Annotated in this window: 11 protein-coding genes; 4 read left to right on the plus strand and 7 right to left on the minus strand. The window is 62.3% G+C overall.

Going from position 1 to position 15,150, the window contains the following annotated elements; genetic code table 11:
• Positions 1–3: 3 nt before the first annotated feature.
• Positions 4–1,434: an aminotransferase class V-fold PLP-dependent enzyme gene (locus tag QO231_RS00615; RefSeq protein WP_316772014.1), complete on the minus strand. Its 1,431-nt coding sequence runs from the start codon at positions 1,432–1,434 to the stop codon at positions 4–6.
• Between the two features lie 101 nt (positions 1,435–1,535).
• Between QO231_RS00615 and QO231_RS00620 the strand changes: the two genes are divergently transcribed.
• Complete coding sequence (locus QO231_RS00620; protein WP_316772017.1) at positions 1,536–1,997, plus strand: Lrp/AsnC family transcriptional regulator; 462 nt, start codon at positions 1,536–1,538, stop codon at positions 1,995–1,997.
• Here the strand turns inward: QO231_RS00620 and QO231_RS00625 are convergent.
• A complete protein-coding gene (locus tag QO231_RS00625; RefSeq protein WP_316772020.1) occupies positions 1,994–3,415 on the minus strand; it encodes a homospermidine synthase in 1,422 nt (473 codons plus the stop codon). The genes QO231_RS00620 and QO231_RS00625 overlap by 4 nt on opposite strands.
• A 91-nt stretch (positions 3,416–3,506) precedes the next feature.
• The gene (gene rpsD, locus QO231_RS00630) at positions 3,507–4,127 is read right to left on the minus strand and encodes a 30S ribosomal protein S4 (protein ID WP_316772022.1); all 621 of its coding nucleotides are present in this window, start codon (positions 4,125–4,127) and stop codon (positions 3,507–3,509) included.
• 217 nt (positions 4,128–4,344) lie between these two features.
• Between rpsD and QO231_RS00635 the strand changes: the two genes are divergently transcribed.
• Complete coding sequence (locus QO231_RS00635; RefSeq protein WP_316772025.1) at positions 4,345–5,247, plus strand: ribokinase; 903 nt, start codon at positions 4,345–4,347, stop codon at positions 5,245–5,247.
• Here the strand turns inward: QO231_RS00635 and QO231_RS00640 are convergent.
• The 4 genes from QO231_RS00640 to QO231_RS00655 all read right to left on the minus strand — a co-directional run bounded on the left by QO231_RS00640 (position 5,244) and on the right by QO231_RS00655 (position 12,273).
• Positions 5,244–7,544, minus strand: a complete 2,301-nt coding sequence (locus tag QO231_RS00640) for a molybdopterin guanine dinucleotide-containing S/N-oxide reductase (protein WP_316772028.1) — start codon at positions 7,542–7,544, stop codon at positions 5,244–5,246. The genes QO231_RS00635 and QO231_RS00640 overlap by 4 nt on opposite strands.
• Positions 7,545–7,621: 77 nt before the next feature.
• The gene (locus tag QO231_RS00645) at positions 7,622–9,364 is read right to left on the minus strand and encodes a hydantoinase B/oxoprolinase family protein (protein WP_316772031.1); all 1,743 of its coding nucleotides are present in this window, start codon (positions 9,362–9,364) and stop codon (positions 7,622–7,624) included.
• Complete coding sequence (locus QO231_RS00650; RefSeq protein ID WP_316772034.1) at positions 9,361–11,421, minus strand: hydantoinase/oxoprolinase family protein; 2,061 nt, start codon at positions 11,419–11,421, stop codon at positions 9,361–9,363. Before QO231_RS00650 ends, QO231_RS00645 begins: the two co-directional genes overlap by 4 nt.
• 60 nt (positions 11,422–11,481) lie before the next feature.
• The gene (locus tag QO231_RS00655; protein ID WP_316772037.1) at positions 11,482–12,273 is read right to left on the minus strand and encodes a copper chaperone PCu(A)C; all 792 of its coding nucleotides are present in this window, start codon (positions 12,271–12,273) and stop codon (positions 11,482–11,484) included.
• A gap of 30 nt (positions 12,274–12,303) precedes the next feature.
• Between QO231_RS00655 and QO231_RS00660 the strand changes: the two genes are divergently transcribed.
• Both QO231_RS00660 and QO231_RS00665 read left to right on the plus strand, forming a co-directional pair.
• On the plus strand, positions 12,304–13,719 hold the full coding sequence (locus QO231_RS00660; protein ID WP_316772040.1) for a hypothetical protein: 1,416 nt from the start codon (positions 12,304–12,306) through the stop codon (positions 13,717–13,719).
• 108 nt (positions 13,720–13,827) lie between these two features.
• Positions 13,828–15,120, plus strand: a complete 1,293-nt coding sequence (locus tag QO231_RS00665; protein ID WP_316772043.1) for an ABC transporter substrate-binding protein — start codon at positions 13,828–13,830, stop codon at positions 15,118–15,120.
• Positions 15,121–15,150 lie beyond the last annotated feature (30 nt).

A 15,150-nucleotide genomic window follows, 5' to 3' on the forward strand; every position in this document is an offset into this window, starting at 1 on the left:
AGATCAGGCGGCGCGTGTCCCCTGCCGGAACCGCGCGGTTGCCGGATCGACGTGGTAGCGATGTGCGTAGTCCGCGGTGGATCGGCTGAGTGTGCAGACGCTGTCAATGATGTACTGAACGGTGGACTCCTCCATCAGGTAACTGAAGTTGAGTCGCACCCAGCCCGGTTTGCGCAACTCCTTGCCGGCCAGCAATTCGTCATGCAGCGCCTTTGACTCGGTTTCGTCGATCCCGAGCAGCCGATGCGCGTATGGCCCCGCACAGGCACAGCCGCCGCGCGCCTGGATGCCGTAGATGTCGCTCAGCATCCGGGTGAAAAGTTGTTGGTGAACCGGTGCGCCATGCGCATCCCGCACCATGAAGGAAAAGATCGGCAAGCGATGTTCCTTGTCCACACCCAACAGGGTCAGATGGGGGTTCTGGCTCCAGGCGTCCAGGGCCATCTGATTGAACCTCGCCTCGCGCGTCGCAATGGTTTCGGTTCCTACGGCATCCTTGACGATAAACGCCAGCGCCGCGCGGATGTCGCCGATCACATTGGGCGTTCCCGCCTCTTCACGGGCGGCGAGGTTGGTGGAATAGTCATGCCCCCAGGGGGAAACAAAACTGACCGTGCCGCCCCCGGGCCAGCACGGGGTCTTGCGCCGGACGGCTGCGGTGTTCACGACCAGAATACCAGAGGCACCCGGTCCGCCGGGAAACTTGTGCGGCGACACGACGATGGCATCCTTGCGGACCGTCTCGCCGTCAGCCATGTCGATCGGCAGGTAAGGTCCGGCCCCGGCAAAGTCCCAGACCGCCAACGCGCCGCGCTGTTTCAAGAGGCGTGTGACAGGGCCGGTTTCGGTCACGATGCCGGTGACGTTGGAAGCGGCGGAAAAGCTGCCGATCATCAGGTCACTGCCCGCGTGCCGCGCAAGCGCATCCGCCAGACTGGTCAGATCAGGCCCGCCATCGGCTGCCTCGGGGATTTCGACGATCGTCGCCTTGCTTTCACGCCACGGCAGGATGTTGGAGTGGTGTTCGTAGGGGCCGATGAATACGACCGGATCGACGGCCTCGTTGACACCGAACAGGCCGACCAGCCGGTTCAGACCGGCCGTTGCCCCGGAACCCGCAAAGATCACCGCGTCATCCGGCCCGGCCCCGACCTGCACGGCAATCTCGGCCCGCGCGTCGGCGCGCAGACGGGTCATGTAGGCTCCGCAATAAGAGGCCTCGGTATGGCTGTTGGCATAGTAGGGCAGCACCCGGGTCGAGATGTAATTCTCGACCTGGTGCAATGCCCGGCCCGATGCGACGTAGTCCGCATAGACCAGCGGTACGTCCCCGTTCAATCCCGGTATCAGGATATTATCCCCGATCACGCTCTTTCGCAGGCTGTCGTCGTGAGTGGCGGCTTGGATCGTTGTGCGAAGGTCGGTCAGTGACATGATCAGGCCTCTGGTTGCGAGACCATTATGATGGGGGGTGGATCAATAATCCGTACCATTTTTTCTGGATTATTCCAAGATATTGGGACATGTAATCGGAAATGAAGGAAAAGATAGATCAGATCGACCTGCGGATCCTGCGCGAACTGCAAATGGACGCGTCGGTGTCGCAGCGCGATCTGGCGGACCGGGTCGGGATTTCGCAGAACGCCTGCTGGCGGCGGCTCAGGGCCCTGACCGATAGCGGTGTGCTGGGCAGATCGACCGCGCGCGTTGACCGCAGGAAACTCGGGCTGAGTCTGGTGGTCTTCGTGATGCTGCGCACACGGCACCATTCCGTAGACTGGCTGCGCGCCTTTCGCCGCCATGTCCTGACCATTCCGGAAGTCGTGGATTTTCACCGGATCGGCGGGGATTACGACTATCAGCTGAAGGTCGTGACCGAGGACATGGCCAGCTATGATCAGGTCTATCAACGCCTGATCGCAGGCGTGGAACTGGACAGCGTGACCTCGTATTTCGCGATGGAGGCCATCGCCGAGAACCGTCCGTTGCCGCTCTAGGTGGCGAGCACGTTCCTGAACTGCCACGGGTCGGTTTCGTCGATATCCTCGGGGAAATGCTCCCACCGATCCTTAAGCGGGGTCCAGTCAGTGTAATGCGCCTCGACGGGTCCGAGATAGGGGCGTTGCACCTCAAGACAGCGGGCATGGTCCATCTCGTCGGTCTCGACGATCCCGGCCTGCGGGTTTTCCATCGCCCAGACCATCCCGGCGAGAACAGCGCTGGTCACCTGCATTCCGGTCGCATTCTGGTAGGGGGCAAGTTTGCGGGTTTCCGCATTGGACAGGCGAGAGCCGTACCAGAGCGCGTTCTTTTCGTGGCCGTACAGCAGTACACCAAGTTCGTCGATGCCCTCGACAATCTCGTCCACGTCGAGAATTTCGAAGTCGGTCTGCTGGCGACCCGAGCCGAACATTTCATGCAACGACAGCACCGCGTCATCGGACGGGTGATAAGCATAGTGGCAGGTCGGGCGGAAATCCGGGTTGGCCGGATCACCGACAGTGTAATAGTCGGAAATCGAGATCGCCTCGTTATGGGTGACGAGAAAGCCAAATTGCGGCCCCGGTGTCGGACACCAGGAATGTACGCGTGTGATCGCGCCGGGCCGATCCAGCCATATCCCGGCCATGCAGCCTGTGGTGGGGCGGTGGCCGTTTTCCGGGAACCAGGTTTCGTGGGTGCCCCAGCCAAGCTCGGCGGGCTGGAACCCTTCGGCGATGAAACCCTCGACGGACCAGGTGTTTACGAATGTGCCACGCGGGCGCGGCTGGCGGCGGGCCTGGGTATCGCGCTCGGCGATGTGAACGCCCTTGACGCCAAGCTCTTGCATCATTGCGGCCCAGCCGGCCTTGTCCGTGGGAGCAGTGACCTCGCGGCCCGTGTCCTGTGCCAGCGTGAGCAGCGCTTCCTTGACGAACCAGCTGACCATGCCGGGATTGGCCCCGCAGCAGCTGACCGCCGTGGTGCCGCCGGGATTGGCCGCCTTTTCATCCCGCACCTTCTGGCGCAGCGCATAGTTGGTGCGTTCGGCGTTGTCCTCTGTGTCAAAGTAGTACCCGGCCCAGGGCTCGACCACCGTGTCGATGTAGAGAACCCCAAGCTCGCGGCAGAATTTCATCAGGTCCAGCGACGAGGTGTCTACGCTGAGATTGACGCAAAAGCCCTTGCCGTCCGGAAACTGGCGGCCAAGCACGTCCTTGTAGTTTTCCAGCGTGATGGCGATCTGTTCGTGCCGGACATTGTGTTGGGACAGAAACAGATGGGTGTCGGGGTTGGGGTCGATGACGACGAGCTTGTCCGAATCGTGATCGAAATGTCGCTGGATCAGTGGCAAAGTGCCTTTGCCGATCGAGCCAAAGCCGATGATGACGATGGGGCCGTCGATACGGCCGTAAACAGGGTGCGATTTGGGCATCGAAGGCTCCATCATTTCCAGTCAAAGGAGGGAACAAGAAAGGGGCTGCACCGATTCGGTACAACCCCCTGCAGTTGATATCGGTGGTGCGTCAGTTCTTGGCGTAGAATTCGACGACCAGGTTCGGTTCCATCATCACCGGATACGGCACATCGCCCAATTGCGGGGTGCGCACGAAGGTGGCGGTCATTTTCGAGTGATCCGCGTCGATGTAGTCGGGAACGTCACGCTCGGGCAGGCCGACGGCTTCGAGAAGCGCTGTCATCTGCTTGGAGCGGTCCCGAACCTCGATCACGTCGCCTTCCTTGACACGATAGGAGGGGATGTTGACCTTCTGGCCGTTCACACGGACGTGGCCGTGGTTCACGAACTGGCGGGCGGCAAAGACAGTTGCCACGAATTTGGCACGGTACACAACCGCATCCAGACGGCGCTCGAGAAGACCGATCAGGTTTTCACCGGTGTCGCCCTTGACTCGCTCCGCTTCGGAGTAGATGCGGCGGAACTGCTTTTCGGTCAGGTCGCCATAGTAGCCCTTGAGCTTCTGCTTGGCGCGCAGCTGGATACCGAAGTCGGACAGCTTGCCCTTGCGGCGCTGACCGTGCTGGCCGGGGCCATATTCACGACGGTTGACGGGGGATTTTGGGCGGCCCCAAATGTTCTCGCCCATGCGGCGATCGAGTTTGTACTTGGCAGACGTGCGTTTGGTCACGGCTGATCTCCTTCCTGAAACGAAGCCCGGATGGGCCACTATGAAGGGCGTTGTCCTCTGGATTGCTCCTGACAGGCATCCCCTTGCAGGGGCCACCAACACCAATGAAGCCGCGCTTATAGGCGTGCATGGGACCGTGTCAACCGGTTTCGTCACGGCTTGACACGGCCAGAGTGCGCCGACCAACTGCAACGGCCAGACAGGGAAAGGGCGCGGTATGGGCAATGTTGTCATTCTGGGGGTCTTTGTTGCGGATGCGGGGTTCAGGGCCGACCGGATGCCGCGCATGGGGGAAACCCTGCTGGGCAATTCGTTTTCGCTCGGCCCCGGGGGTAAGGGATCGAACCAGGCGGTGGCCTGTGCCCGCAGCGGAGTCGAAACGCATTTTATCACCAAGCTGGGTCAGGACGATTTTGCCGGGATGGCGGAGACTTTGTGGGAGGGGGCAGGGGTCACGGCCCATGCCGAGCGGTGTGCGGACAGTTACACCGGGGCGGCGTTCATCTTTGTGCAGGAGAGTTCGGGCGACAATGCGATCATCATTGCACCGGGAGCGGGGGCGCAGATTGCGGCGGCGGACATGGATGCGCAGGCCGACCTGATCCGGGACGCCAGCGTTTTTGTCACCCAGCTTGAACAACCGATGGATGCCGCGGTGCGCGCACTGAGCATCGCGAAAGAGGCCGGTGTTACCACGATCCTGAACCCGGCCCCTGCCGCCCAATTGCCGGATGGGATGCTGGCGCTTTGCGACTATGTGACCCCCAACGAGACCGAGACCGAAGCACTCACCCGAATCGCCGTTGCGACCCCCGATGATGCGGCGCGCGCGGCCGACCGGTTGTGCGAACTGGGCGTTGGTACGCCGATCATCACCATGGGCGAGCAGGGGGCGTATCTGCACGGTCATGGGCTTGTGCCCGCCGTGCGCGCCGGGAAGGTTGTTGAAACAACCGGTGCCGGGGACGCATTCAATGGCGGACTTGCCGCCGCCTTGTCGCGCGGCGAATCCCCGTTGCGCGCGGTCCAGATCGGATGTGCCACGGCGGGCCTGTCGGTCACACGTGCCGGGGCGGCGGCGTCGATGCCACATTGGGACGAGGTTGCGCGGCTGCTTTAGCCCTTGCGTCTCCGGATGACCGGGGGCTCAAAGGCGCGGACCGGCGGAGGCGTGCCGGAAAAACGTTCGACCTCGATCAGGCAGCTATGCGCGGTTGGACCCTGACCAAGTGATGAGGTGCCGATGTCGCGGGTCAGCACATTGGGGTTTCCGTGACGGCACATCCCGTCGTCATCCGGATCCCACCATGATCCGGTGCTTATCTGTACTACGCCGGGGCGGATGTGGTCCGACACTTGCGCCACACCGAGACAGGCACCCCGCCCGTTGAACAGGCGCAGCAGGTCGCCTTCACGGATGTCGCGCTGTGCCGCGTCGGCAGGGTTCAGCAATACGGGTTCGCGCCCGTCGATCTTGCCGCGACGGCTGACAGAACCCTGATCCAATTGTGAATGGAGCTTGTTGGATGGCTGGTTTGAGATCAGGTGCAACGGATACTTGCCCGCGTTCCCCAGCCATTCATAGGGCTCCATCCAGGTCGGATGTCCGGGACAGTCGGCATAGCCGAAATCGGCAACGGTCTTGCAATACACCTCGATCTTGCCCGAGGGGGTCGCGAGCGCACGTTCCTCTGGATCCTCGCGAAAGGCCCGCATCTTCACGGTGGCCGTGACGGGCGGCGGAGTGCGATGCCAGCCCTTGTCCTGCAACTCCTGCCAGTCGGGCAGGCCAAGTCCTTCGGCAGCGGCACTTTGGCGGGTCTTGTCATAGAGCCAGCGCAGCCAGTCGGCTTCGTCCATCCCGCCGGTAAACGCCTCTTCAAATCCCATGTGCGCTGCAAGATTGCGAAAGATTTCGTGATCATTGCGCGCCCCGTCCGGTGGTTCGGCGGCCTTTTCCATCGCGATGACGTAGGGATCGCGCAAGGACATCATCAAATCGTCGCGCTCCAGGTGGGTGGTGGTCGGCAGAATGATGTCGGCGCGTCGCGCGGTCGCGGTCCAGCACCAGTCGTTGACGATCACCGTCTCGGGCTTTTCCCATGCACGTGCAAGCCGGTTCAGATCCTGATGGTGATGATAAGGATTGCCGCCGGCCCACCAGATCAGCCTGATATCGGGATAACGCAGGACCTGTCCGTCAAAATGAAACCGTCCGCCGGGGTTTTCCAGCATATCCGCAATCCGCGCGACCGGGATGAACCGGTTGACCGGGTTCTGTCCCTGCGGCACCGACGCGCCGGGCATCTGTCTGTAGTCGCCGCCGATGCTGTTGCTGGCGGCATAGCCAAAGGTGATGCCACCACCGGGCAACCCGATTTGTCCGAGCATCGCGGCAAGGGTAATTCCCATCCAGAACGGTTGCTCCCCGTGATGGGCGCGGGTCAGGGACCAGCTGACCGAGATCATCGTGCGTTGCCTCGCCATGCGCCGCGCCAGCGCGCGGATATCCCCGGCGGAAAGTTCGCTGACCTCTGCGGCCCAGTCGGCAGTCTTGGGCTGCCCGTCCGTTTCCCCGGTCAGATAGGGTAGAAACCGGTCGAAACCCACACAGTAACGCTCCATGAAATCCGGATCATGCAGGCTCTCGGTATAGAGAGTATGGGCGAGACCCAGCATGATCGCCACATCGCTGTTTGGTCGTGCGGGCAACCATTGGGCGTTCAGCTCCGGGATCATGTCACTGGACAGCGGGCTGACGTTCACGAAGGCGACCCCGGCCTCACACGCGCTGTGCAGCCCGTCGCGTTGTACATGGGAACCGACGCCGCCGCTGTCGATCTGTGCGTTCTTGACCGGAATGCCGCCAAAGGCGACGACAAGTTCGCCTGAATCCGCAACCGAACGCCAGCTGGTCGTGGTGTTCATGAACTCGCGATAACTGCCCAGCACATGCGGTACCATCGCCTCGGCGGCGGCAAAGGAATAGGTATAAAGTGATCGGGTAAATCCGCCTGCACAGTTCAGAAACCGTTTCATCTGGCTCTGAGCATGATGGAACCGCCCGGCGCTGGCCCAGCCATAGGATCCGGCATAGATCGCCTGCGCCCCGTGGGTGTCGTGCACGCGGGTCAGCTCATCGGCGACCATCCGCGTGGCCTCTTGCCAGCTGACCTCGACAAACGCCTCCTTGCCGCGTTGATCGGTGCGGGCACCTGGCCCGTCGTTCAGCCAGCTTTCACGCACCATTGGCGCGGTAATCCGGCTGGGCGCGGTCAGCGCATCGACGATCCCGTGGCCGATTTCAGATGGATCGCTGTCGTGTTCGAAATTGTGCAGCGCGGTGACGCGGCCATCGGTCACTTCGGCACGGTAGGTGCCCCAATGGGTGGCGGTCAGGGGCAGTCCCCGGGTCATCTGGGCCTCGATCCTGTGATCTTTGTTGGTCGAGTTTCAGCGGTTCGCCTGTCGGTTGTCCAGCGGTTTCGGCAGGATCAGCGGTTTGCGCGGCAGTTTGCAGTTTCGCCTTCGTCCACGACTGGCGGCGATCCGTGCAGCACGACGCCAAACAGATCCCGAGCCTGTTCGGGCGTATAGCGTTCCAGTTCTACGTCCCGCCGGACCGCCTCGGGCGGGCGGGCAAGCGGATCGCCATAGCCGCCGCCGCCAGGCGTGCGCACATGCACGCGGTCGCCGGGTGACATCGGTATGTCCTGTTCCTTGGACAGGTGCGCGGGTGTGTAGGGGACGCCCGATTGCCAGACGATCACCTGATTCACACCGCCATCGCCACCGCCCCGCGCCCCTTGCGGACCAAATCGGCCATGGTCCATCACAAAGCTTGCGGTTGCCGCGCCACGTCGCAGCTCCACCTCGTAGTCAAGGCCGAACCCACCCCTGTGCAGGCCCGCGCCGGCCGATCCGTTGTGCAGGGCGTAGTGATGATAGAGCACCGGAAACGCCTGCTCCATGATCTCGATCGGCGGCGCCTTGGAGATGCCGATGGTGGAACAGCCATTGGACAGCCCGTCATGATCTGCATTGCCGCCATAGCCGCCACCGGAAATCTGGTACATGACAAAGCCGCGCCCCGTGGCCGGATCATGACCGCCAAGCGCAAAATTTCCGCTCGTGCCCGCAGGCGCCGCAGTGACACGGTCGGGCAGAGGCTCAACCAGTGCTGCAAACACCGCTTCGGCGATTCGCTGGCTGACCTCCGCGGCACAGCCGGACACCGGGCGTGGATATTGCGCATCCAGAAACGTGCCTTCGATGCCGGTAACGGTCAGAGGCTCAAACGCCCCGGCACTCATCTGAACTTCGGGAAAAATATGGCGCATGGCCAGGTACACGGCGCTGAGCGTGGTGGCCCGGACCGAGTTCATGGGCCCTGCACAGGGCGCGCTTGAGCCGCTGAAATCAAAAGTCAGCCCGCTTTCGTCCCGTTCGATCGCCAGCCGGATGGCCAATGGTTCGTTGACCACGCCGTCGCTGTCGATCCACGCGGTTGCTTGATATGTCCCTGCCGGGATTTCTTCGATAAAGGCGCGCATTTGCGTTGCCGCGCGGCGACGCAGCTCGGCAATCGCCGCAGCCACGGTGTCATCGCCATACCGGTCCATCAGCGCATTCAGCCGGTCCTCGCCGACCAGAAGCGCGGCGGCCTGCGCCTTGACATCGCCAATCCGCTGATCGGCGACCCGGATGTTGGACGAGATAATCGCCATGATTTCCGGATCAAGCTTGCCCTGTTTGAACAGCCGCACCGGCGGCAGACGCAGGCCTTCCTGTTCCACCGCAGTGGCACTGGCAGAGAAACCACCGGGCACCGCTCCTCCGGTATCGGGCCAATGGCCTGTGTTGGACAGCCAACAGAATATGCGCCCGTCACGGTAAAATGGCCGGGCAAACCGCACATCCATCAGATGAGTGCCGCCCAGATACGGATCGTTGACGATGTAGATGTCGTCGGGCTGCGGCTCGGCGGCCTTGCCCGTGCGGATCATGTCGATCAGAATCCGGGTGGATTCCTGCATCGTTCCGACAAAGACCGGCAGCCCGCCGGCACCCTGCGCGATCAGCGCGCCGTCATCGGCGGAATAGATGCCATCGGAGCGGTCGTTGGCTTCGGCAATCACCGGCGAAAAGGCAGCACGGGAAAACGACAGGTCCATTTCATCGCAGACCTGCTGCAACCCCGCCTGAATGACCGACAGGGTGATGGGATCAAGACTCATGCGCGTGCTCCGATACCGATCAGGATGTTGCCGTCCGCGTCCCCGGTGGCGGTGTCGCCGGGTTCGATCAACAGCGTCGTATCCATCTGCTGGATTATTGCGGGACCGGGCAGGGTGAAATCGGCGGGCAGGTGATCGCGCCAATAGATCGGCGTGTCGCGCCATTGATTGTCGAAATAGACCGGTCGCACGCCGGTTTGCGCCTGTTCCAACGTGCTCTTGCGCCCCGCCGGGTCGATCAGCGCGCCAAGGTCCAGTTCCGCCCGTTTGCCGATGACCGAGGTGTTGGCGTTCACCAGATTTGCGCGGATGTCATCCAGTTCGACGCGGAAGCGACGGAAATATGCCGCCTCGAACAGGGTCTGCAATTCTTCTGCGGTGACGTCCGGGCGGCCCAGCGGAACGCGCAGCAGGTGGGTTTGCCCGACAAACTGCATATCGACACTATAAAGATGCCGAGTGGCCGTGATGTCGATGGCTTCGCGCGCGATCAGGTCCTCGCCCTCGGCGATTTGGGCGGCAAAGACACCAGCCAGTTGACCGGGCTCAAGGCTGTCCAGCGCTGTGTTGATGGTGTTCACGAAATCATGCCGCAAATCGGCCACGACACAGCCGATCGCATTGGTGATACCGGGGCGGCTTGGCACCAGAATGCGGGGGATATGCAGTTCTCGCGCCAGTGCCGCCGCATGCAACGGCCCCGCACCGCCAAAGGCAAACAGCGCAAAATCGCGCGGATCCGCCCCCAGCGAGATTGATACCATACGGATCGCCCCGGCCATTTTCATATTGGCGATTTCGATCACGGCCGCCGCCGCCTCATCCGCGCTCAGACCGAGCGGGTCGCCCAGCTTGCGGGCGAAAACCTGCCGGACATGATGCAGCGATACGCCGCCCTTGACCGCATTCAGCCGCGCCGGGTCGAGCCGCCCCAGCAGCAGGTTGGCGTCGGAGATGGTTGGTTCTGCCCCGCCCTTGCCGTAACAGATCGGCCCTGGATCGGCCCCTGCACTGTCCGGCCCGACCTCCAGCAACCCGGCGGGATTGACCCGCGCGATCGACCCGCCTCCGGCACCTACGGTGCGCACATCGACCATCGGCACATGGATCGGCATGGCATATTCGATCTCTATCTCGTTTGAAACGGACGGTTCGGCATCGCGGATCAGGGCCACGTCGGTCGAGGTGCCGCCCATGTCATAGGTAATCAGGTTGCCGATGCCCGCCTTGCGCCCGGAATAGGCCGCCGCCATCACGCCCGACGCCGGGCCGGACATCACTGTCTTTGCCGCCTCTTTGGCCACCCGCGTGGAACTGACCATGCCGCCATTGCCGTTCATCACAAGAACGTCGCCCGCATATCCCCCGGCCTGCAATTCCCGCACCAGTCGGCGGATGTACCGGTCGAGCAACGGCTGTACCGCCGCATTGGCCGCCGCCGTGACTCCCCGTTCAAACTCGCGACTCTCCGACAGCAGGGCGTGGCCCATCGTGACGTGATCATTGGGCCAGAGATGAGAAACGATCTCGGCCGCACGGCATTCATGCGCGGGATTGGCATAGGCGTGCAGGAAATGGATCACGACCGATTCACATCCTGCGTCAAGCAAGGTCTGCGCGGCCTCGTGCACCGCGTTTTCGTCCAGCGGCACGACCACTTCACCCGACGCATCCATGCGTTCTGGCACCTCGAGCCGCAGGTTGCGCGGGATCAGCGGCGTAAAGGTGCCGGTCATGCCATAAGGTTGCGGGCGAGTGCGGCGGCCAAGTTCGAGCACATCGCGAAAACCCCGCGTGGTGATCAGCCCTGTTCTGGCGAGCTTGCGTTCCAGGACCGCGTTGGTGGTCGTGGTCGTGCCATGCACGATCAGGTCAAGTGCGGCCAGATCACACCCGGCCTCGTCCAGCGCCGCAAGTACCCCATAGGCCTGATTGTCGAGCGTACTGGGCACCTTGGCCAGCCGCACGCGCCCCGTGGACGGATCCAGTTCCACCAGATCGGTAAATGTGCCGCCGACATCGACACCCACGACCGCGCCCGAAGATTTGCCCGTCATCCGCTTTTCGGCTCCCGAACTTGTTTGTGTACAAATGGTGTTCGCAAGCGTGCCGGCTTGTCAACGCACGATGATCTCGGCGGTGGCAGAGACAGGGCGATCATCGACCACGTAAGCGCGGTGGTCGTTAGTGTTCAGCGTCACCCGGACCTGGTGCTTGCCCGGCGGCAGGGCCCCGATCCGGGCCTCTGGTTCGTAGAGTCGCTGCAGCTTGAGCCCGCTCAGATAAAGATGACCATGGCCGGTGCCGGGCACATGCACGCCATCGGCCGCATCATTGGCAAATGTGAAATCCTCGGTCAGCACCCTGACCGTCCATCCATCGCCATCCGGTTCCACCTCAATCGCGATGCTGGGGGCTGGTTCACCGTCCTGGACCGTGCAGATGTCGCCCAATCCCAACAGGCCGTAGTCACGGGCCTTTCCACGCCTCTGTGGTGTGACCAGACGTGCCTGCGTGCGAAATTCCCCGGCTGTCTCAAACCTCAGGGTGACCGGGATCATCCGGCCTTCCTGGAGGTCGCCGCCGATCCCGTCCATCAGGATGAACGCACCGTCAGGTGCCAGCGCAGGCTCGCTGTCGGCCGGGATTGCAAGGCCCGCATCCGCGACGGCATGATCAAGACGCGCGCGCTGCGCTACGATGGAGCGGGCCGAAACGAGCCGGTCGGGGCCGCCGGAATTGCGGATTGTCATAAAGACGCCAACGCTGCCGGGGGCGTCTTCAATCGGGGCGGCGGTGACGTTGGTCAGCAAGAGATCAGTCTGCACCGCCCGCGAAACAAGCAGATACGCAGCAGTGGCAACGATCATCAATATCGCGATCGCGACAATGGGTTTTGCAGCTTTCATCCGGACCTCCTCCGGGTATCATCGCACCAAATGAAGATGTTGCAATATAGGCCTCGAAAACTCTGGCTGGCAAATCCGGTTTTCGCCATGATGTCCTGCGCCACGCAGGCCGATGCACATGCGTCGGAACAGGGCTTCGTGCTGCTGCTTCCGACCGATGTCTATATCACGGCGGGCGTGGCAAGCGTTGCCCTGACGGTTCTCCTGCTGACCGTGCTTCCCGCCCGCGCATTGCGATCGGTCTTTCGCCCCATGCCCTTGGTGCGATGGAAGACCCTTGCCGCCGCGAGAAATCTGACAAGCTGCCTGTCCTTACTTCTGCTGTGTGCGCTTGTCTGGCTTGGGATGACCGGTCCGCGTGACCCGCTCACCAATCCGTTGCCGCTGGCGATCTGGACGCTGTGGTGGATCGGGCTGGTCAGCCTTCAGGGGCTGATTGGCGACCTCTGGCGCTGGATCGATCCGTGGCGCGGGCCGGTGACCCTGACCCGCCACCTGTTGTGGCAGGGCGCGCTCTTGCGGTTGCCAGCGTCGCTGGGGCACTCCTGCGCGATCCTGACCTACCTTGGGTTCGTGATCATTCTGCTGGCCGATCCGGCCCCGTCCGATCCGGCGCGGCTGGCCCGATACGTGGGTCTCTACTGGCTATTCACCTACCTGGCCTTGCTTATCTTTGGTCCGCGCTGGCACCTGCGGGGCGAAGGGATCGCGATGCTGATGCGCTGCTACGCGACGGTGGGCGTGTTCGGGCGCTATCGCAATCGCATCGCCTTGGGGCTCACTGGCTGGCAGGCCGCGCGGAATCGTGCGCCTGCCATCGGCGCAGCGGTCTTCATGCTCGTCCTGCTGGGCTGCGGCAGCTTTGATGGCCTGAACGAAACATTCTGGTGGCTCGGTCTGCTGGGCATCAACCCGCTCGAGTTCCCCGGACGCTCGGCAGTCGTGACGCAAAACATCGTGGGGCTGCTCGTCGCCAATATGGCGCTGATCGCGGCCTATGGAATTGCGATCTGGCTGGGATTGAGACTTGCCGGGAATAGCCTGCGCTGGACGCGGGCGTTTCGCATCTTTGCGCCCACGATTCTGCCGATCGCATTGGGCTACCACGTCGGCCATTATCTCACGAGCATGCTGGTCAACGGGCAATACGCGCTCGCCGCCCTGAATGATCCGCTGGCGCGTGGTGACAGCTTGCTGGGTCTGGGTACATTCTATGTCACCACCGGGTTCTTTAACGCGCAGGATAGCGTTCGGGTGATCTGGCTGTGTCAAGCAGGCGCGGTGGTGGTCGGGCATATCCTTGCGATCCTGATGGCACATCTTGTTGCACTGCGGCAGTTTGAAACACCGCGTCAGGCCACGTTGAGCCAGTTGCCCCTGGCAGTTTTCATGGTGTGTTACACAGTGTTCGGGCTCTGGCTGCTGGCCGCTCCGCGCGGGCTATAGCCATTGCCGCGCTCTTGAAAATACTGGACAAAGTGAAGGCAGGTCCGCACTCTTGCGGCAAAAAGGGAACGGCCAAACGGCCAGTTTGAATTTCACAGGGGGTATTTCATGACCAAAGACACCACTCATCCGGCTGCCACGACGCGGCGCGGCGCGCTGAAAACGCTGGCAGCCGGGGCCGCAGCAGGATGCCTGCCGCTCTGGGCGCGCTATGCGCAGGCACAAACGTCCGAACCGATTCGCGTCGGCTTTCAGGTGCATCGCACCGGGATCGGCGCGGCTTATGGGCGCTGGTATGACCGGACCACCAATGCCGTCGTCCAGCAGATCAATGAAGCTGGCGGAATCAATGGGCGCATGGTCGAGATCGTGGCCGAGGACGATGGCACCGATCCCAAACGCGGGGCCGAGATGGTCGAGAAATTCGCCACCCAGCACAATTGCGATATCGGCTTTGGCACCCTGTTTTCCCATGTCGTCATTGGCTCCGCACCGCGCGCGGGCGAATTGAAACTACCTTACTTTGTGGTCTCCGAGGGGCATCACGTCGCCAGTGGCATGCTCAACCGCTACACGCTTCAGCCGGGCATCACCGATGTCAAGAGCCAGGTCCAGGCGATGGCGCCCTACGTATCGTCGAGTTTGGGCAAGAAGGTTACAATGATCTTTCCGGATTTTGCATTCGGCCATGATCATCGCGACTATTTTACCGAAGCCCTTGCCGCGCAGGGCGGCGAAGTGGTGGCGCAGATTGCCATTCCGCCGACAGAGACCAGCTTTACCAAGTATTTCCCCAAGATCCCGCGCGAGACCGAGGTGATCTATCACGTCATGGTGGGGCCGGCGGTGCTGACCTTTGTCAAGGAATTGGGCGAGTTCTTTGGCCCGAGCCGACCCGAGATGTTCGGGTTCATCGACTCGCTCGAAGCCGTGGAACTGGCCAGCCCTGGTCTGGAGTTTCTCGAAGGCACCTATTTCTGGGAGGGCAACCCGCGCTATGCGCAAGCCGAACAGACCGAGTTTGACAAGCACTACCGCGCCGCCGTGGGTGTCGACGCAAACGGCGCATCGGTCAGCGATCCCAAGGATATCTCGACCTATGCGCATATGTTCGGCTGTTGGGAAACACTCTATACCGTGAAGGCGGGAATGGAGGCCGCAGGCTACCAGGGGCCGGGTGATCGGGCGGCGCTGATCGAGGCGGTCGAGGCGATGACCGATATCCCGGCGTCAAACGAACACCCGCAGGGGGCCAAGCTGTTCAACGGCAAGACGCACCAGGTGTTTGGCCATCAATACATCAGCAAGGTCGTCGACGGAAAATTGGTGCTGCAACACACCACGTCGATTGAAGATACCTTCTATCCCGACGAAGTTGACTACACGACACAACCGCTCTGATTTCGACCCGGTGGACGGCATTGTGTCGTC

It is taken from the genome of Sedimentitalea todarodis (genome assembly GCF_032595355.1).
Lineage (GTDB): Bacteria > Pseudomonadota > Alphaproteobacteria > Rhodobacterales > Rhodobacteraceae > Sedimentitalea > Sedimentitalea todarodis.

Excerpts from the sequence above, each read along its gene's own strand:
- QO231_RS00640 (WP_316772028.1), bottom strand. The coding sequence starts at position 7,544 with ATGACCCGGGGACTGCCCCTGACCGCCACCCATTGGGGCACCTACCGT.
- QO231_RS00655 (WP_316772037.1), bottom strand. The coding sequence starts at position 12,273 with ATGAAAGCTGCAAAACCCATTGTCGCGATCGCGATATTGATGATCGTT.
- QO231_RS00625 (WP_316772020.1), bottom strand. The coding sequence starts at position 3,415 with ATGCCCAAATCGCACCCTGTTTACGGCCGTATCGACGGCCCCATCGTC.
- QO231_RS00635 (WP_316772025.1), top strand. The coding sequence starts at position 4,345 with ATGGGCAATGTTGTCATTCTGGGGGTCTTTGTTGCGGATGCGGGGTTC.
- QO231_RS00650 (WP_316772034.1), bottom strand. The coding sequence starts at position 11,421 with ATGACGGGCAAATCTTCGGGCGCGGTCGTGGGTGTCGATGTCGGCGGC.
- QO231_RS00620 (WP_316772017.1), top strand. The coding sequence starts at position 1,536 with ATGAAGGAAAAGATAGATCAGATCGACCTGCGGATCCTGCGCGAACTG.
- QO231_RS00665 (WP_316772043.1), top strand. The coding sequence starts at position 13,828 with ATGACCAAAGACACCACTCATCCGGCTGCCACGACGCGGCGCGGCGCG.
- QO231_RS00645 (WP_316772031.1), bottom strand. The coding sequence starts at position 9,364 with ATGAGTCTTGATCCCATCACCCTGTCGGTCATTCAGGCGGGGTTGCAG.
- QO231_RS00660 (WP_316772040.1), top strand. The coding sequence starts at position 12,304 with ATGAAGATGTTGCAATATAGGCCTCGAAAACTCTGGCTGGCAAATCCG.
- QO231_RS00615 (WP_316772014.1), bottom strand. The coding sequence starts at position 1,434 with ATGTCACTGACCGACCTTCGCACAACGATCCAAGCCGCCACTCACGAC.